Here is a 16,946-nt window from a genome sequence, read left to right on the forward strand (position 1 = left end):
CCTTCTGGGCTTCGATAACCTGAAGCAACTCGCTGTCGAAAACTGCGTAACTCTTTGTTTACCAAGGAGTTTTCCGTTTCGACTGCGCCGGAAGTGCGGCGAATTATAGACTTCCAGAATCTGCCGTCAACCCCTGATTTGGCTTTTCTATCAATAACTTGCAGAAAGCCGGAAAACAGACCGCTTCCTTCTATATAGGAGAGCAAAACCACCTCCTCTATATAGAAGGAATCTTCAGAGGACCCCCGCCACTTTGAAAGCGGCGACCGTTTCTGCATCCAGACCCAACACCCGCTGCAGAACCTCCAGCGTGTGCTCGCCCAATAACGGAGGCGCATTACGATACTCCACCGGCGTTTCCGACAGGCGAATGGGGCTCGCCACCTGCGGCACCATGCCTGCTAGCACATGGGGTAGCTCGATCGCCAAACCACGCGCCTTGACCTGAGGATCAGCAAACATCTGAGCCAAGTCATTAATAGGTCCGCATGGCACACCCGCCTGCTCCAGCTGTAACACCCACTCAGCGGTGGTCTTGAAGACAGTCGCCTGACGGATCAGCGGGATCAACACCGCGCGATTCGCCACCCGCAGCTTGTTGGTCGCGAAGCGTGGGTCATCCGCCCACTGAGGCTGCCCAGCCACCTCCGCAAACTTGCGGAACTGCCCGTCATTACCCACGGTGAGAATGAAGTCTCCATCCGCCGTAGGAAAATCCTGATAGGGCACGATGTTCGGATGTGCATTACCCAGGCGCTTGGGCGCATTACCCGTAGTCAGATAGTTCATCGCCTGGTTGGCCAGGCACGCAACCTGAACATCCAGCAACGCCATATCGATATGCTGACCACCACCGTCATGTTCCCTATGGGCCAACGCGGCAAGGATCGCTACCGTCGAATAGAGCCCCGTCAGGATGTCTGTCAGCGCCACACCGACTTTCACCGGCCCTGCGCCCTCATCTCCCTCAGGTCGACCGGTCAGGCTCATCAGCCCGCCCAGACCCTGGATCATGAAGTCATAACCCGCGCGCTTGGCGTAAGGCCCGGTTTGACCAAACCCGGTAATCGAGCAATAAATCAGATTCGGATTGATGGCTTTAAGCGACTCATAGTCCAACCCATAAGCCGCCAGGCCACCGACCTTGAAGTTCTCGATCAGGATGTCCGACTTGGCTGCCAGCTCACGCACCAGCTTTTGCCCTTCTGGACGCGTGAAATCGATGGTCACCGATTGCTTGTTGCGATTGGCCGACAAGTAATAGGCGGCCTCGCTGGTGTTCTCGCCATAGGCGTCTTTCAGGAAGGGCGGTCCCCAGGCACGCGTATCGTCGCCATTGCCCGGACGCTCAACCTTAATCACTTCGGCGCCAAGGTCGGCAAGGATCTGCCCGGCCCAAGGCCCGGCCAGCACCCGCGATAAATCCAGTACCCGTAGATGCGAAAGCGCGCCCATGGACGTTCTCCTATTAATAGAACGCCTGGATGCCGGTTTGCGCGCGACCGAGGATCAGTGCGTGGACGTCGTGCGTACCTTCATAGGTATTCACCACTTCCAGGTTGACCAGGTGGCGAGCAACACCGAATTCATCGGAAATGCCATTACCGCCCAACATGTCACGCGCCATACGCGCGATGTCCAGGGACTTGCCGCAGGAGTTGCGCTTCATCATCGAGGTGATCTCGACTGCCGCCGTGCCTTCATCCTTCATACGACCCAGACGCAGGCAGCCTTGCAGTGCCAGGGTGATCTCGGTCTGCATGTCGGCAAGCTTCTTCTGGATCAGCTGAGTGGCGGCCAACGGGCGACCGAACTGCTGACGATCCAGGGTGTACTGGCGAGCGGTGTGCCAGCAGAACTCGGCAGCGCCCAAAGCGCCCCAGGAAATGCCGTAGCGCGCGGAGTTGAGGCAAGTAAAAGGGCCTTTCAAACCGCGGACGTCAGGAAAAATGTTCTCTTCAGGAACAAACACGTTGTCCATGACGATCTCGCCGGTGATTGATGCACGCAGGCCAACCTTGCCATGGATCGCCGGAGCACTCAGGCCTTTCCAGCCTTTTTCCAGAACAAAGCCACGGATGTCGCCCGCATCATCCTTACCCCAAACCACGAACACATCGGCAATCGGACTGTTGGTGATCCACATCTTGCTGCCGGTCAGGTTGTAGCCGCCTTCCACTTTGCGTGCACGAGTAATCATCGCGCCCGGGTCGGAACCATGGTTAGGCTCTGTCAGACCGAAGCAGCCAATCCACTCGCCCGAGGCCAGTTTCGGCAGGTACTTCTGCTTTTGGGCTTCAGTGCCGAATTCATTGATCGGCACCATGACCAGCGAGGACTGCACACTCATCATCGAGCGGTAGCCGGAGTCGACACGCTCAACTTCACGAGCAATCAGCCCGTAGCTGACGTAGTTCAGACCGCTGCCGCCGTACTGCTCGGGAATGGTCGCACCCAACAGGCCCACTTCGCCCATCTCGCGGAAGATCGCCGGATCGGTCTTTTCATGACGGAAAGCTTCAAGCACGCGCGGTGCGAGCTTCTGCTGAGCGAATTGCTCGGCAGTGTCGCGGATCATGCGCTCTTCTTCGGTGAGCTGTTGATCCAGCAGCAGGGGATCGATCCAGTTGAAGCTAGCTTTACCGCCCATGAGTGTGTCCTCTCGAATCGGGTCAAATAACGTGGACTGATCCTAGGCCTGGTCCGGCATTACGGCAAACGAGGATTTTGCATACTGTTGTGCTAATTTCTCACTCCGTAACGTCGCGAAATAGCCTTTATGCGATGTATTAGTGAGGTTGGAGTACATGCGCCGGAAAATCCCTAGCACCACCGCCCTGATCAGCTTTGAAGCGGCAGCGCGCCACGAGAGCTTTACCAAAGCGGCGCAGGAGCTTTCGCTCACTCAAGGCGCCATTTGCCGACAGATCGCCAGCCTCGAGGAGTTCCTCAGCGTAGAACTTTTCCGACGCTCGCGGCGCGGAGTGAAGCTGACGGAAGCCGGACTTTCCTACAGCCGCCGCGTAGCAACCCAGCTTGACGCGGTCGAGCGGGACACCTTGTCCGTGATGGGGCAACAGGGCGCCAATGTGATCGAGCTGGCCGTCGTACCGACCTTTGGCACCCAATGGCTGCTGCCACGGCTCAAAGACTTCCAGCACAAACACCCGGAAGTGACGGTCAACCTCACCAACCGCACACGCCCCTTCCTGTTCGCCGATACCGACTTCGATGCCGCGATTTACTTTGGTGATGCGGATTGGTCGGGTACCGAATCCCACAGGCTAATGGGCGAAAATCCGATGCCGGTGTGCAGCCCTACGCTACTGCGCAAAAAAGCCAATCTGACACCCGATGAAATCGCCGAAATGCCCCTGCTGCAACAGACCACGCGCCCTTATGCCTGGCGCCAGTGGTTCAACTCTCAGCACCTGAATGTGCCACGGGACATGACAGGACCGCGCTACGAGCTATTCTCCATGCTTGCCCAAGCGGCGATGCACGACATGGGGATCGCGCTGATTCCGCCATTCCTGATTCAACGCGAACTGACGGAGAAGCGCCTGGTGATAGCCAACACTCAGGCGCTGTCGAGCATCAAGGCCTATTATCTGATGATTCCGGAGCGAAAGGTCGAATCGGCGTCTCTACGGGCATTTCGCGATTGGCTGGTCACCCAAGCACAAAGCTACAGCCTAGAAGGGTAAAGGCTTACCGGCGTTAGCTGACCCCGTAGTCAACAAAACCAAAGCCCTACAGATATACGTTTTTGTCGCATATTTGCAGACTGTACCGACAAGCAGTACAAACGTCCCACAAGTGCCTGCCGACGTGGCTTTGAGCCTCCATTCACCAGCAATGACGCCTCATTCACCGTGCCGATGTGTAAATTCTTGAAATTCGGCCAAAATCCTTACAAGGCACGGCCTGCAAGGGATTGAGGCGGTCGGTTGCGACATTCGGTCACGGGGTGACTTGTAGTTAATTTTCCGTCACCCGTCATAATCCCTTGAAGGGCACAAAGTTCGCCTGCAAAATGCCGCGCCCCGCCCAGATTTGGCGGGATCGTGCTGATCGGCCGCCCCAGCCGCACCATCCGAAGTGCCTGGGTTTACTCAATAAGATCACGCAGGAGATTTGACGTGCACATTGGTGTTCCTCTCGAAACCCAGACGGGTGAAACGCGGGTTGCTGCAACCCCGGAAACCATCAAGAAGCTGATCGGCCAGGGTCATAAGGTCACTGTGCAAAGCGGCGCCGGCATTAACGCCAGCGTTGTCGACAGTGCTTATGAAGCGGCAGGCGCAACGATTGGCAGCGCCAACGACGCGTTTGGTGCCGAGCTGATTCTCAAGGTGGTCGCCCCCAGCGACAGCGAGCTGACGCTGATTAAAAGCGGCACCGTTGTGGTCGGCATGCTCAACCCGTTCAGCAATGAAACCATTGCCAAGCTGGCCGAGTGCGGCATTACCGCGTTCGCGCTGGAAGCGGCTCCGCGCACCTCCCGCGCTCAAAGCCTGGATGTGCTGTCCTCCCAAGCGAACATCGCCGGCTATAAAGCCGTGTTGCTGGCCGCTCACCACTACCCGCGCTTCATGCCGATGCTGATGACGGCTGCGGGTACCGTGAAAGCGGCGCGCGTGCTGATTCTGGGCGCCGGCGTTGCAGGTTTGCAGGCGATCGCCACGGCGAAACGCCTGGGGGCAGTGATCGAAGCGTCCGACGTGCGCCCTGCAGTTAAAGAGCAGATCGAATCCCTCGGCGCCAAGTTCGTCGACGTACCGTATGAAACCGATGAAGAGCGCGAATGCGCTGTCGGTGTCGGCGGTTACGCCCGGCCAATGCCCGCCAGCTGGATGCAGCGTCAGGCCCTGGCCGTGCACGAACGCGCCAAGCAGGCTGACATCGTCATCACCACCGCACTGATCCCGGGCCGCAAGGCGCCGACGCTGTTGAGCGCGGAAACCGTGGCGCAGATGAAGCCAGGCTCGGTGGTCATCGACCTCGCCGCAGCCCAGGGCGGCAACTGCCCGCTCACCGTGGCCGATCAGGTCGTGGTCGAGAATGGCGTGACCATTTGCGGCCCGACCAATCTGGCGGGCGCGGTCGCGGCAGACGCTTCGGCCCTGTACGCACGCAACCTGCTGGACTTCCTGAAGCTGGTCTTCAACAAAGAAGGCCAGTTCGAGATCAACCTCGAAGACGACATCGTCGCCGCGTGCCTGATGTGCCGCGACGGCCAAGTCATCCGCAAAAACGCCTAAGCAGGGATTCAGACGATGGAAGAGCTTATCTCCCCCGGTATCTACAACCTGATCATCTTCGTGCTGGCGATTTATGTCGGTTATCACGTGGTCTGGAACGTTACACCTGCACTGCACACGCCATTGATGGCGGTGACCAACGCGATCTCGGCGATTGTCATCGTCGGCGCCATGCTGGCCGCCGCGTTGACCGTGACGCCACTGGGCAAAACCATGGGCACCCTCGCCGTGGCGCTGGCCGCGGTAAACGTGTTCGGTGGTTTCCTGGTCACCCGCAGAATGCTTGAGATGTTCAAGAAAAAAGCCCCGAAAGTAAAAGAAGAGGCGCCCAAGTAATGAGCATGAACCTCGTAACGACGCTGTACTTGATTGCGTCCATCTGCTTCATCCAGGCGCTCAAAGGCCTGTCGCACCCGACCACGTCGCGCCGTGGCAACCTGTTCGGCATGCTCGGCATGGGCCTGGCGATTCTCACTACCGTAGGCCTCATCTATAAGCTGGGCGCTGAGCTGGCCACCGCCGGTATCGGTTACGTCATCGTCGGCCTGCTGGTCGGCGGCACTGCCGGGTCGATCATGGCCAAGCGCGTTGAAATGACCAAGATGCCGGAACTGGTCGCTTTCATGCACAGCATGATCGGTATGGCTGCGGTGTTTATTGCGATCGCGGCGGTCGTTGAGCCGCAATCGTTGGGCATCGTCAAACAGCTCGGTGATGCAATTCCGGCGGGCAACCGTCTGGAACTGTTCCTGGGTGCGGCCATCGGTGCAATCACCTTCTCCGGCTCTGTGATCGCTTTCGGCAAGCTGTCGGGCAAGTACAAGTTCCGCCTGTTCCAGGGCGCACCGGTACAGTTCGGCGGCCAGCACAAGCTGAACCTTTTGCTGGGTCTGGCCACTCTGGCGCTGGGCATCACCTTCATGCTGACCGGCAACCTCAGTGCCTTCGCGTTGATGCTGGCCCTGGCCTTCGTCCTGGGTGTGCTGATCATCATCCCGATCGGCGGGGCCGACATGCCGGTGGTGGTGTCGATGCTTAACAGCTACTCCGGCTGGGCAGCCGCGGGGATCGGCTTCTCGCTGAACAACTCGATGCTGATCATCGCCGGTTCGCTGGTGGGTTCGTCCGGTGCGATCCTCTCGTACATCATGTGCAAGGCGATGAACCGCTCCTTCTTTAATGTACTGCTCGGTGGTTTCGGCAATACGGCAGACGCGGCTGGCCCGGCCGGTTCGAAAGAAGCCCGCCCGGTTAAATCCGGTTCGGCTGACGACGCGACCTTCCTGCTGACCAACGCCGACACCGTGATCATCGTTCCGGGTTACGGCCTGGCGGTCGCTCGGGCGCAACATGCGCTTAAAGAGTTGACCGAGAAGCTGACCCATCGCGGTGTGACCGTGAAGTACGCGATCCACCCGGTTGCCGGTCGCATGCCTGGCCACATGAACGTGCTGCTGGCCGAGGCCGAAGTGCCTTACGACCAGGTGTTCGAGATGGAAGACATCAACTCCGAGTTCGGTCAGGCCGACGTAGTGCTGGTGCTCGGCGCCAACGACGTGGTCAACCCGGCCGCGAAGAACGACCCGAAATCGCCGATTGCCGGTATGCCGATTCTCGAGGCGTTCAAGGCCAAGACCATCATCGTCAACAAGCGCTCGATGGCCAGCGGTTATGCCGGCCTGGACAACGAACTGTTCTACCTCGACAAAACCATGATGGTCTTCGGCGACGCCAAGAAAGTCATCGAAGACATGGTCAAAGCTGTCGAGTAAAACCTGCTCCAACGCAATACCCAAAACCTCAGCCTTTAGTAGGCTGGGGTTTTTTTATTCCCCGTGAAACCCGACCAAAGGCTCTAAATCAGGCCTCTGCATTCGACCATGGTAGCGGGACGGATTTTTTTCAAATCACTAGACTGCACACCTTGCTTCCGTTGCCCGAGATAACCATCCATGTACCGTGATCGTATTCGCTTGCCTTCGTTGTTGGAAAAGGTGATGAGCGCCGCTGACGCTGCCGCTCTGATTCAGGACGGCATGACCGTCGGCATGAGTGGTTTCACTCGCGCTGGCGAAGCCAAAGCCGTCCCCCACGCATTGGCCGAGCGCGCCAAAATCACCCCGCTGAAAATCACGTTGATGACCGGCGCCAGTCTGGGCAATGACCTCGATAAACAGCTCACCGAAGCCGGCGTACTGTCGCGACGCATGCCATTCCAGGTTGATAGCACTTTGCGCAAGGCGATTAACGCCGGCGAAGTGATGTTCATTGACCAGCATCTCTCGGAAACTGTGGAGCAATTGCGCAACCAGCAACTCACGCTGCCGGACATCGCCGTGATTGAGGCCGTGGCGATCACCGAGCAGGGCCATATCGTGCCGACCACCTCGGTTGGCAACTCGGCCAGCTTCGCGATTTTCGCCAAACAGGTGATCGTCGAGATCAACCTCGCGCACAACCCGAATCTCGAAGGTCTACACGACATCTATATCCCGACCTATCGCCCGACTCGTACACCGATTCCGCTGGTAAAGGTTGACGATCGCATTGGCAGCACCGCCATCCCCATCCCGCCGGAAAAGATTGTCGCGATCGTGATCACCAACCAGTCCGACTCGCCCTCCACTGTCCTGCCGCCGGACGTCGACACCCAAGCCATTGCCGATCACCTGATCGACTTCTTCAAGCAAGAAGTGGCTGCCGGGCGCATGACCAACAAACTCGGCCCATTGCAGGCCGGTATCGGCACCATCGCCAACTCGGTAATGTGCGGCCTGATCGACTCGCCATTCGAGGACCTGACCATGTATTCCGAGGTGCTGCAGGACTCGACCTTCGACCTGATCGACGCCGGCAAGCTGAGTTTTGCGTCAGGCAGTTCGATCACCCTGTCGAGCCGGCGCAACGCCGACGTCTTTGGCAACCTCGAGCGCTATAAGGACAAACTGGTCCTACGGCCACAGGAAATCTCGAACCACCCGGAAGTCGTGCGGCGCCTGGGCATCATCGGCATCAACACCGCTCTGGAGTTCGACCTGTACGGCAACGTCAACTCTACCCATGTCTGCGGCACACGCATGATGAATGGCATCGGCGGCTCCGGGGACTTTGCGCGCAACGCGCACCTGGCAATCTTCGTGACCAAATCCATCGCCAAGGGTGGCGCGATCTCCAGCGTGGTGCCGATGGTCAGCCACGTCGACCATACCGAGCATGACGTCGACATCCTGGTGACGGAGATTGGCCTGGCCGACCTACGTGGCCTGGCACCACGGGAGCGAGCACGGGTGATCATCGACAACTGTGTGCACCCGGACTATCGCCAGGCGCTGGATGACTACTTTACGTCGGCCTGCGCATTGGGCGGGCACACCCCGCATATCCTGCGCGATGCCCTGCGCTGGCACATCAACCTGGAAGAAACCGGACGAATGCTGGCGGTCTGATTCAGCAAAAAAACAGCTGACGCAAACACAGTTGCGTCAGCTGGCTTTGGCCACACTAGATTTTGTTTAAAACTGTACTGCTGTACTGGTCATTTCCTACCGTATTTGCCTACCCATTCAAGCGAAAACATCAAAATCGCACCAATATAGTGCCGACAGGTACAGTTGCCTCAATTTCGACCAGTACACCCCCTATTAACAGTTAACTGGTCCCTCACAATACAGGTGAACTGTATCTACAGAGACTAGCCAAACGAGAGGATCATTGGCATCAGTTAAACCACTACCTAATCCCGCCACAAGCGGAAGGATGTCAACCATGGAACGTACACTCAGTTCCGAACTGTTCTTCGAAGATACCGCTGCAAAAACCCAGGCTTCCATGCCTCTTCGCGTTATTGCCAACCTGATGCTGTGGCAGCGCCGCATCTCCAGCCGCCATCAACTGGCTCGTCTGGATTCGCGTCTGCTGGCTGATGCCGGGATTAGCGAAGCACAACGCTACGAAGAGCTGAGCAAGCCGTTCTGGCGCTAAGTTAGCGTCGCTGGCTCTGACCCACCGGGTCCACCGCCAGCACTCCAAATTGAAAAAACAAAGCCCGTCGTGGGAAACCACGACGGGCTTTGTCGTTTTCGGCCCTAGTCGGCGGCCGTACAAAAGGGTTAGCCGACAATGAGTACAGTTTTAATATTTATCATATTGCACCAGTACAATTTTACGACAGTGTATCTGTAGGCCCAGTGTCGCTGCGCTCAACATGAAGTCCTGACTCTCCGGCAAAAGGACTTCGCGCCATGGATAACTTACTGAATGTTTCTGCCCCCGCACTTCTAAAGAAGCCTCGACTCCACAGACTTAAACGATTGCTGCAGTCGCTCGCCGCCGCCCTTGAGAGAGCCAGAACCCGGCGTTTGCTGGGCCAGCTCAATGATCAGCAACTCTCGGACCTAGGCATCAGCCACGCGGATCGGATTAATGAATTGGATAAACCGTTCTGGCGCTAGGCCGCTGCTTTAACAGAAGGGACTGTTCGAACCGATAAAAGCAGGCCTAATATCAAGCCAGAACGTGGCGAGCGCTGTTCGACAGGCGTCTGACTCAACAGCTACCTCAACACCTCTCAATCGGTTATCCAAAGGAGTTACACCATGTCCCGTCTTCGTCTGCTCAGCGCTGCAGCCCTGCTTGCCGTGGCTGCCAATTCCCACGCGACCAGCTTTATCGTGACCACGGATGCCGTCGTAGGCGCACTTAAGTCCAGTTCCGATGCAACCTCCGATGTCACTTCCTCCTTTCGCGATGACAAGATCGTGCGCGCTGCCCGTGACGACGCCGCCAGCTTCGTCGCCAGCGAAGGCGCCATTCGTGGCGTGAAACTGGAAAGCGCACTTGACCACATCCGCCACCAGGCTCCTCAGCTAAACGCCACTGATGCACAGCTGGCACAGGCCATCCTGACGATCTAAGCAACGCTGTCACATGGGACACGCCTGTCGTGTCCCAATGTTTCGGCACTGGCTCTAGCCCGGGGATTGCGCTAGCCTTTGGACTCGCTTTCGACAATCGAGTCTCATGCGTCTTCTTTCAAAGCAGCTTTTCATTTCAGTATTTCTCGCGGCCTGCTGGTCGGCCCCGACCTATGCCTTCGACGCGTTCAACTTGTCGACCCAAGGCATCGTCGTCACGGGTTACGCCACCAGCATGGTGACCGCCGCCCCCTTCGACCGTAAGCTGCTGATCGCCGCACACGATGACGCTGCGGCGTTCATTGCCAGTGACGGCCAACTACGCGGAGCGCAACTGGAATCCGCGTTGATTTACTTGCGTCGCAGCCAGCCAAAACTTCATGCAAGTGACCTTGAACTGGCGCAGGCAATTCTCGTCCAATAGTTATCCTTTGTCCTTGCGGAGTCGTTCCATGCGTAGCCCTCTGATTGCTGTTGCCCTTGGCCTGCTTTTATTGGCCGATGTGACCCAGGCGCACACCTTGGTTGCCACCAGCAACATCCTCATCAATGCCACCCAACGCACACTTGATTTCACTTCCGATACCACGACGTCCATCCGCGACTCGAAAATTATTCGCGAAGCCCACGATGATGCCGCGAGTTTCGTCGCCAGCGATGGGGATATTCGTGGTGCGCATCTGGAGGCCGCCTTCAGTACATTGCGCACCCGTGTGCCGGAAGCCCGGGACGCCAGTGATCAGGTGCTCGCCGAAGCCATCCTCGCACTGTGAGGTCGCCAAACGCCTGGCTGCTGGCCGGGCTGATGTTGCTGCTGTGCAACACGGCCCAGGCTGGCTTGCAATTCCGACTCAAGACCGAGGGTCTGAGCCCCGAACAACAGCAAGCCAGTCAGGCGTTGCTCGATGAAGCCATGCAGGCCTTGCCGCCACGTTTTATCGAAAAACTGGACCGGCGCATTGATGTTGGCTGGACCGACGACATGCCGAGCAATGCCTATGGCCAGGCTTCGCTGGTGTCCGAACTCGACCTGAACCGCAACCTGCTCGCCAGCCTCACGGACGGCAGCGCTGCCACCAAGAAAACCTATCGCCCCCACGTCACCGTCCGCCGCGAAATGCTCGCAACGGTGTTGCATGAACTCACCCATATTTACGACCGTTCGCGCCTGTGGCCGGACGCAGAACGTACGCTGATCCAGCGCTGTACCCGGCGCAACAACAGTTCCGGCCTGATCGGCATCCCGGATGAATGCCGTGGTCAATCCGACCGCCGCTTTACCCTGAGCGATGATCCGCGCTTGCTCGACCTGGCCGGTTGGCCGCAATACGTCGGTCGCCGTGGCGAGCGCGAGCAGCACAACCGGCAGATCGCCCGCAGCCCCGACATCTACGAAACGAGCAGTCCCAAAGAGTTTGTCGCGGTCAACATGGAGTATTTCCTCCTCGACCCGAGCTATGCCTGCCGTCGCCCCGCGCTGTATCGCTACTACAAAGAACATTTCGGCTGGGCTCCCGCCGCCAAGGACCCGTGCAGCAAATCCTTTGCCTTCCTCAATGCCGGCAACGACTTTGCTAAACAACCGCTGGGCCAAGTCGATCCGGAACGGGTGTACGCCGTCGACTATCTGCTGGCCGAAGCCAACCAGAACTGGGTCAGTCGCTGGGGGCACAGCATGTTGCGCCTGGTGATCTGCGCGCCGGGTCGGCCCCGTGGGCCAGATTGCCGACTGGATCTCGACCAGCACCTGGTCTTGTCCTATCGCGCCTTCGTCGGCGACGTGCAGCTCTCGAGCTGGGATGGGCTGGTGGGTAAATACCCCTCGCGCCTGTTTGTACTGCCGTTGGCCCAAGTGATCGACGAATACACCAAGACTGAACTGCGCAGCCTGGCCTCGGTACCGCTGAACTTGTCGCGCAACGAAATTGAAGACGTGGTGGAACACGCCGCCGAGATGCATTGGAGTTACGACGGCAACTATTATTTCCTCTCCAACAACTGCGCGGTGGAAGGCTTGAAGTTGCTGCGCAGCGGCAGCAACAACGCGAAACTGGTCGGGCTCGACAGCATCATGCCCAACGGCTTGCTGGAAGTGATGAAGGGCCGCGGACTGGCGAATACCAGCGTGCTGGATGACCCACGCGAAGCGTTGCGCCTGGGTTACCGCTTCGACTCCTTCCGTGATCGTTACCAAGCGATGTTCGAAGTGCTGAAAAAGCACTTGCCGATCAAGCAGGAAAAAGTCGAAGACTGGCTGGCATTAAAAGCTGACGAGCGCCGGCAATGGTTTGAGCAGGCTGACTTGCGCACCAGCGCGGCATTGCTGTTGCTGGAGCAGGCAAGCTTCCGTCAACAACTGGTGCTGGCCCAGGATGAAGTGAAGCAGCGTTATCTGGGCGCACGGGAATTGAAGAACGGCGGTATGGACAAGGCAAACGCGACCTTGCAGCAAATTCTCGCTAATAGCGGCTTCCTCAGTCGTCCCGCAGAGCTGCTCGGCACCGGCGGTTACGGATTGCCTCAACCGAATGAATGGCAGCGCCTGGAATCGGAAAGCAACCTGCGGCAGAAGCAGCTTCAGCTGCTGACCGGCGATCTGGACAAGGAAGTCAGAGCGCTGCTCGAACCAGGCCGGGCAGCGGAGATGGCCGCCAATGAAGCCAACCTGAAACTGGTTGGCGAACATTTGCGCAAATTGCATAAAGCAGCAGGCGGGCTGGAGTTGCCATAAGCAAGAAGGCGTCGTGGATGATCCATGACGCCTTCTTTTTGCCTGCACGTTAAATCAAAGCACCCCTTCCAGAATTTCATAGACGATCCCGGTGCCCACGGCGATCAGCACAATGTCGCCCCCTGCACGGCGCCATTCGTAGCCCGGGTAATGCGGCAGCCGCCCCAAGGCACGATTATCCAGACGCTCACCGTAATAGCCGTGAGGCAATGGTCGACCACGCACCAGATGAACACCTGGAGGAGGGGGTGCCCCGCGTACAAAATAGCCGTGGTTATCGTGAATAGTCTGGCGCACCGGGCCGAAGTCCCGTGGCGGAGGCCCGCCGCGATGATTGTCCTGCGGGCCACGGTGGTCATCGCCATGGTTGTCACCACGGTTATCGTAATGGCCCTGCGGCGGGCCGCCGCGGTCGTGATCGTCGCGCTGATCGGCGCTCGCATGCAGCAGCGGCGTGGCACTGAGCATCAGCACGCCCAGGCCGGCAATCAGACGTTTCGGCATTTTCATCAGGTCTTTCCTCACTGCACACACAGCAAAAAGGGCTTCAGAACGTAGTCCTGAAGCCCTCGGTCTTGCTGTTTAGTCTGTGCCGCGAGGCTCTAATTCCTCTGTATCAGGAACTTTACCTTCAGCTGACGCGGGCCTTACGCACGCCTTCAGCCAACGCCGAGCAAAGGCTCAGCACGCCATCAACCGCCTGCGCCGGCGTTGAGGCGTTGGCGATGTGATCGATCAATGCCGAACCCACCACCACACCATCGGCCAGACGCGCGATGGACGCCGCTTGCTCCGGTGTACGAATGCCGAAACCGATACTGATCGGCAGGTCGGTGTGGCGACGCAGACGAGCAACCGCTTCTTCAACGTGTTCCAGCGTCGCCGCGCCCGCCCCGGTCACACCGGCAACCGACACGTAGTAGACGAAGCCAGAGCTGCCGTTCAGAACGGTCGGCAGGCGCACATCGTCGGTTGTCGGCGTGGTCAGGCGGATGAAATCCAGTCCGGCGGCCTGCGCCGGCTCGCACAGCTCACCGTTATGCTCCGGCGGCAGGTCGACCACGATCAAACCATCAACACCGGCCTCCTTGGCGTCGGCGATGAAGCGCGGCACGCCGTACATGTGGATCGGGTTGAAATACCCCATCAGCACCAGCGGCGTCTCGGTATTGCCTTCACGGAACTCGCGAACCATTTGCAGGGTTTTCGCCAGGTTCTGCTTGGCGCCAAGGGCGCGGATGTTGGCCAACTGGATGGCCGGGCCATCGGCCATTGGATCGGTGAAGGGCATGCCCAACTCGATCACATCGGCACCCGCACCGGGCAAGCCTTTGAGGATAGCCAGGGACGTGTCATAGCTCGGGTCGCCAGCGGTGACGAAGGTCACCAGGGCGGCGCGATTCTGTTCCTTGAGTTCGGCAAAGCGCGTTTGCAGGCGGCTCATCAGTGTTTCTCCTGCTTCGATTGTTCCATGTGGTGCATCACGGTTTGCATGTCTTTGTCGCCACGACCGGACAGGTTGACCACCATCAGGTGATCTTTGGGCAGGGTCGGTGCGCGCTTGAACACTTCGGCCAAGGCGTGGGCGCTTTCCAGTGCCGGAATAATCCCTTCCAGGCGGCAGCATTTGTGGAACGCATCGAGGGCTTCGTCGTCGGTCACCGAGGTGTACTGAACGCGGCCGATGTCATGCAACCAAGCGTGTTCCGGGCCGATGCCTGGATAGTCGAGGCCGGCCGAGATCGAGTGGGCGTCGATGATCTGGCCATCGTCGTCCTGCAACAGGAAAGTACGGTTGCCGTGCAGCACACCCGGAACACCGCCGTTCAGGCTGGCGGCATGCTTACCGGTTTCAATGCCGTAACCGGCGGCTTCCACGCCAATGATTTCGACGCTTTTGTCATCGAGGAACGGGTGAAACAGGCCCATGGCGTTGGAACCGCCACCGATGCACGCCACCAGGCTGTCCGGCAGACGACCTTCCTGGGCTTGCAGTTGAGTACGGGTTTCTTTGCCGATAACAGACTGGAAGTCGCGAACCATCGCTGGATAAGGGTGCGGGCCGGCCACGGTGCCGATGAGGTAGAAGGTGCTGTCGACATTGGTCACCCAGTCACGCAACGCTTCGTTCATCGCGTCTTTCAGGGTGCCAGTCCCGGCGACCACCGGGATCACTTCGGCACCCAGCAGTTTCATGCGGAACACGTTGGCCTGCTGACGCTCGATGTCGGTGGTGCCCATGTAGATCACGCAATCCAGGCCGAAACGTGCAGCCACGGTCGCCGTCGCCACGCCGTGCATGCCGGCGCCGGTCTCGGCAATGATGCGTTTCTTGCCCATGCGCCGAGCCAGCAGGATCTGGCCGATGCAGTTGTTGATCTTGTGCGCGCCGGTGTGGTTCAGCTCTTCGCGTTTCAGATAAATCTTTGCGCCGCCGCAGAATTCGGTCAGGCGTTCGGCGTAGTACAGCGGGCTTGGACGTCCGACGTAGTCCCGTTGGAAGTAGGCCAATTCTTCTTTGAATGCTGGATCTTCCTTGGCCAATTCGTATTCACGGGCCAGGTCGAGCACCAACGGCATCAAGGTTTCAGCGACGTAACGGCCGCCGAACGAGCCAAACAGGCCGTTAGCGTCGGGGCCGTTGCGCAGATTAGTCTGGGTCATGGGTCGCTCCAGTGGGATTCGTGAGATGACAATGACGGTCACTCTACCCCTGACGTCCCAGCCTGAAAACCGATAAGATCGCCACAACCTGTCAGGAAAACTCACAGATCCCATGAGCCACGACCTTCCCCCGCTCAACGCCCTTCGCGCCTTTGAAGCCACGGCACGGCTGAACAGCGTCAGTCAGGCTGCCGAACAGCTGCACGTCACTCATGGCGCGGTCAGCCGACAACTCAAGGTGCTCGAAGAACACCTCGGTGTGAGCCTGTTCATCAAGGATGGACGCGGCCTGAAACTCACAGATGCCGGCGTGCGTTTGCGCGATGCCAGCGGTGAGGCCTTTGAACGTCTACGCACCGTTTGCGCAGAGCTGACCCAAAGCACCGCTGACGCTCCATTTGTTTTGGGTTGCTCGGGCAGTTTGTTGGCGCGCTGGTTTATTCCACGCCTGGGACGACTGAATGCGGACTTGCCCGACCTGCGCCTGCACCTGTCGGCCGGGGAAGGCGATCTCGATCCGCGACGGCCGGGGCTCGATGCCCTGCTGGTGTTTGCCGAGCCGCCATGGCCGGCGGACATGCAAGTCTATGAGTTGGCCAGCGAACGAATCGGCCCGGTGATGAGCCCGCGTTTCGCGGGTTATGAAAGGCTGCAAGCTGCGCAGGCCACAGCGTTATTGAACGAACCCTTGCTGCACACCACCTCGCGCCCACAGGCTTGGCCGAGCTGGGCACAGCAAAGTGGCCTCGACGCCAAGGCGTTGAAGTACGGTCAAAGTTTCGAGCATTTGTATTATTTGCTGGAAGCAGCCGTAGCGGGGCTGGGGGTGGCGATTGCGCCTGAGCCGCTGGTGGCTGAGGACTTGAAGGCCGGTCGCCTGGTTGCGCCCTGGGGATTCAGTGAAACCCCGGCGCAACTGGCCTTGTGGCTACCCAAGCGCGCCGCGGACGGGCGCGCTCGACAGTTGGCGCAGTGGCTCAAGGCCGAGCTGCACCAAACCGATCAGTCGCCGCGCTTGAACAGCAGATAAGCCGCAAGCAGACCCAGTGCGCCGACAGCGACGCCCGCAGTAGTCCAAGGGTGTTCCTGGGCGTAGTCCCGAGTGGCAATCCCGGTTTCGCGGGTTTTGACTTTGACTTCTTCATACGCATCGCTGAGCAGATGGCGCGAATGTTTCAGCGCGTTCTCGGCGTTGCCTTTCAGCGCTTTGAGGGTTTTACGCGACTCGTCCGAGGCGTCGTCTTTCAGATTTTCCAAAGATTTCAGCAGACTCTCGATCTCGGCTTCCATGCTTTGCAATGAGGCTTTACGTAAAGAGGTGTTGGCCATGGTGGCTCTCCTTCATTGATGATGAGTAGCGTGTGTTGGTTGGGA

Annotated in this window: 19 protein-coding genes; 12 read left to right on the top strand and 7 right to left on the bottom strand. The window is 58.8% G+C overall.

Annotation, left to right across the window (positions count from 1 at the left end; all coding sequences use genetic code 11):
- The 3 genes from FHL16_RS34495 to FHL16_RS17205 all read right to left on the bottom strand — a co-directional run.
- The coding region (locus FHL16_RS34495) for a hypothetical protein (protein WP_218191866.1) at positions 1 to 206 on the bottom strand (206 nt) is incomplete at its 3' end.
- 28 nt (positions 207 to 234) lie between these two features.
- Positions 235 to 1,455, bottom strand: coding sequence for a CaiB/BaiF CoA transferase family protein (locus FHL16_RS17200; RefSeq protein ID WP_010465742.1), 1,221 nt, complete (start codon positions 1,453 to 1,455; stop codon positions 235 to 237).
- 13 nt (positions 1,456 to 1,468) lie between these two features.
- Positions 1,469 to 2,650, bottom strand: a complete 1,182-nt coding sequence (locus tag FHL16_RS17205; RefSeq protein WP_077748813.1) for an acyl-CoA dehydrogenase — start codon at positions 2,648 to 2,650, stop codon at positions 1,469 to 1,471.
- 157 nt (positions 2,651 to 2,807) lie between these two features.
- On the opposite strand from FHL16_RS17205, the gene FHL16_RS17210 reads away from it, so the two are divergent.
- The 11 genes from FHL16_RS17210 to FHL16_RS17260 all read left to right on the top strand — a co-directional run bounded on the left by FHL16_RS17210 (position 2,808) and on the right by FHL16_RS17260 (position 12,908).
- On the top strand, positions 2,808 to 3,707 hold the full coding sequence (locus FHL16_RS17210) for a LysR family transcriptional regulator (protein ID WP_077748814.1): 900 nt from the start codon (positions 2,808 to 2,810) through the stop codon (positions 3,705 to 3,707).
- A 435-nt stretch (positions 3,708 to 4,142) separates the two neighbouring features.
- Positions 4,143 to 5,264 carry a Re/Si-specific NAD(P)(+) transhydrogenase subunit alpha gene (locus FHL16_RS17215; protein WP_010465739.1) on the top strand — a complete coding sequence of 374 codons (1,122 nt, stop codon included), beginning with the start codon at positions 4,143 to 4,145 and terminating at the stop codon, positions 5,262 to 5,264.
- Between the two features lie 15 nt (positions 5,265 to 5,279).
- Positions 5,280 to 5,600: an NAD(P) transhydrogenase subunit alpha gene (locus tag FHL16_RS17220; RefSeq protein WP_003187417.1), complete on the top strand. Its 321-nt coding sequence runs from the start codon at positions 5,280 to 5,282 to the stop codon at positions 5,598 to 5,600.
- Positions 5,600 to 7,036: an NAD(P)(+) transhydrogenase (Re/Si-specific) subunit beta gene (locus tag FHL16_RS17225; RefSeq protein WP_010465736.1), complete on the top strand. Its 1,437-nt coding sequence runs from the start codon at positions 5,600 to 5,602 to the stop codon at positions 7,034 to 7,036. Before FHL16_RS17220 ends, FHL16_RS17225 begins: the two co-directional genes overlap by 1 nt.
- A 180-nt stretch (positions 7,037 to 7,216) precedes the next feature.
- Positions 7,217 to 8,710 (top strand): acetyl-CoA hydrolase/transferase family protein, encoded by a 1,494-nt coding sequence (locus FHL16_RS17230; protein ID WP_010465734.1) that lies wholly within the window; start codon positions 7,217 to 7,219, stop codon positions 8,708 to 8,710.
- Between the two features lie 319 nt (positions 8,711 to 9,029).
- Entirely contained in the window at positions 9,030 to 9,245 is a 216-nt protein-coding gene (locus FHL16_RS17235) for a DUF1127 domain-containing protein (RefSeq protein WP_007902752.1), read from the top strand.
- A gap of 260 nt (positions 9,246 to 9,505) precedes the next feature.
- A complete protein-coding gene (locus tag FHL16_RS17240; protein WP_010465731.1) occupies positions 9,506 to 9,715 on the top strand; it encodes a DUF1127 domain-containing protein in 210 nt (69 codons plus the stop codon).
- Between the two features lie 144 nt (positions 9,716 to 9,859).
- A complete protein-coding gene (locus FHL16_RS17245; RefSeq protein ID WP_010465729.1) occupies positions 9,860 to 10,177 on the top strand; it encodes a DUF2388 domain-containing protein in 318 nt (105 codons plus the stop codon).
- A 106-nt stretch (positions 10,178 to 10,283) separates the two neighbouring features.
- Positions 10,284 to 10,601 carry a DUF2388 domain-containing protein gene (locus FHL16_RS17250; RefSeq protein WP_010465727.1) on the top strand — a complete coding sequence of 106 codons (318 nt, stop codon included), beginning with the start codon at positions 10,284 to 10,286 and terminating at the stop codon, positions 10,599 to 10,601.
- Positions 10,602 to 10,629: 28 nt separating this feature from the next.
- Complete coding sequence (locus FHL16_RS17255; protein WP_010465724.1) at positions 10,630 to 10,950, top strand: DUF2388 domain-containing protein; 321 nt, start codon at positions 10,630 to 10,632, stop codon at positions 10,948 to 10,950.
- Entirely contained in the window at positions 10,947 to 12,908 is a 1,962-nt protein-coding gene (locus tag FHL16_RS17260) for a DUF7844 domain-containing protein (protein WP_077748815.1), read from the top strand. Before FHL16_RS17255 ends, FHL16_RS17260 begins: the two co-directional genes overlap by 4 nt.
- 54 nt (positions 12,909 to 12,962) lie before the next feature.
- Here the strand turns inward: FHL16_RS17260 and FHL16_RS17265 are convergent, their stop codons facing one another.
- The 3 genes from FHL16_RS17265 to trpB form a co-directional block, all read right to left on the bottom strand.
- Entirely contained in the window at positions 12,963 to 13,418 is a 456-nt protein-coding gene (locus FHL16_RS17265) for an anti-virulence regulator CigR family protein (RefSeq protein WP_077748816.1), read from the bottom strand.
- A gap of 121 nt (positions 13,419 to 13,539) precedes the next feature.
- Positions 13,540 to 14,352 (bottom strand): tryptophan synthase subunit alpha, encoded by an 813-nt coding sequence (gene trpA, locus FHL16_RS17270; protein WP_010465718.1) that lies wholly within the window; start codon positions 14,350 to 14,352, stop codon positions 13,540 to 13,542.
- Positions 14,352 to 15,572, bottom strand: a complete 1,221-nt coding sequence (gene trpB / locus FHL16_RS17275) for a tryptophan synthase subunit beta (RefSeq protein WP_010465716.1) — start codon at positions 15,570 to 15,572, stop codon at positions 14,352 to 14,354. The genes trpA and trpB overlap by 1 nt, the downstream gene beginning before the upstream one ends.
- Before the next feature lie 112 nt (positions 15,573 to 15,684).
- On the opposite strand from trpB, the gene FHL16_RS17280 reads away from it, so the two are divergent.
- Positions 15,685 to 16,602 (top strand): LysR family transcriptional regulator, encoded by a 918-nt coding sequence (locus FHL16_RS17280; RefSeq protein ID WP_010465714.1) that lies wholly within the window; start codon positions 15,685 to 15,687, stop codon positions 16,600 to 16,602.
- On the opposite strand, the gene FHL16_RS17285 is transcribed toward FHL16_RS17280, so the two are convergent.
- The gene (locus FHL16_RS17285) at positions 16,575 to 16,901 is read right to left on the bottom strand and encodes a DUF883 family protein (RefSeq protein ID WP_010465712.1); all 327 of its coding nucleotides are present in this window, start codon (positions 16,899 to 16,901) and stop codon (positions 16,575 to 16,577) included. The genes FHL16_RS17280 and FHL16_RS17285 overlap by 28 nt on opposite strands.
- Between the last annotated feature and the right edge of the window lie 45 nt (positions 16,902 to 16,946).

It is taken from the genome of Pseudomonas sp. FSL W5-0299 (genome assembly GCF_005930655.1).
In the GTDB taxonomy this organism is placed as follows: Bacteria; Pseudomonadota; Gammaproteobacteria; order Pseudomonadales; family Pseudomonadaceae; genus Aquipseudomonas; species Aquipseudomonas mandelii.

Bases quoted from the DNA above. Each gene is read 5' to 3' on its own strand.
- FHL16_RS17200 (WP_010465742.1), bottom strand. From the start codon at position 1,455: ATGGGCGCGCTTTCGCATCTACGGGTACTGGATTTATCGCGGGTGCTG.
- FHL16_RS17205 (WP_077748813.1), bottom strand. From the start codon at position 2,650: ATGGGCGGTAAAGCTAGCTTCAACTGGATCGATCCCCTGCTGCTGGAT.
- FHL16_RS17210 (WP_077748814.1), top strand. From the start codon at position 2,808: ATGCGCCGGAAAATCCCTAGCACCACCGCCCTGATCAGCTTTGAAGCG.
- FHL16_RS17220 (WP_003187417.1), top strand. From the start codon at position 5,280: ATGGAAGAGCTTATCTCCCCCGGTATCTACAACCTGATCATCTTCGTG.
- FHL16_RS17225 (WP_010465736.1), top strand. From the start codon at position 5,600: ATGAGCATGAACCTCGTAACGACGCTGTACTTGATTGCGTCCATCTGC.
- FHL16_RS17230 (WP_010465734.1), top strand. From the start codon at position 7,217: ATGTACCGTGATCGTATTCGCTTGCCTTCGTTGTTGGAAAAGGTGATG.
- FHL16_RS17235 (WP_007902752.1), top strand. From the start codon at position 9,030: ATGGAACGTACACTCAGTTCCGAACTGTTCTTCGAAGATACCGCTGCA.
- FHL16_RS17240 (WP_010465731.1), top strand. From the start codon at position 9,506: ATGGATAACTTACTGAATGTTTCTGCCCCCGCACTTCTAAAGAAGCCT.
- FHL16_RS17245 (WP_010465729.1), top strand. From the start codon at position 9,860: ATGTCCCGTCTTCGTCTGCTCAGCGCTGCAGCCCTGCTTGCCGTGGCT.
- FHL16_RS17250 (WP_010465727.1), top strand. From the start codon at position 10,284: ATGCGTCTTCTTTCAAAGCAGCTTTTCATTTCAGTATTTCTCGCGGCC.
- FHL16_RS17255 (WP_010465724.1), top strand. From the start codon at position 10,630: ATGCGTAGCCCTCTGATTGCTGTTGCCCTTGGCCTGCTTTTATTGGCC.
- FHL16_RS17265 (WP_077748816.1), bottom strand. From the start codon at position 13,418: ATGAAAATGCCGAAACGTCTGATTGCCGGCCTGGGCGTGCTGATGCTC.
- trpA (WP_010465718.1), bottom strand. From the start codon at position 14,352: ATGAGCCGCCTGCAAACGCGCTTTGCCGAACTCAAGGAACAGAATCGC.
- trpB (WP_010465716.1), bottom strand. From the start codon at position 15,572: ATGACCCAGACTAATCTGCGCAACGGCCCCGACGCTAACGGCCTGTTT.
- FHL16_RS17280 (WP_010465714.1), top strand. From the start codon at position 15,685: ATGAGCCACGACCTTCCCCCGCTCAACGCCCTTCGCGCCTTTGAAGCC.
- FHL16_RS17285 (WP_010465712.1), bottom strand. From the start codon at position 16,901: ATGGCCAACACCTCTTTACGTAAAGCCTCATTGCAAAGCATGGAAGCC.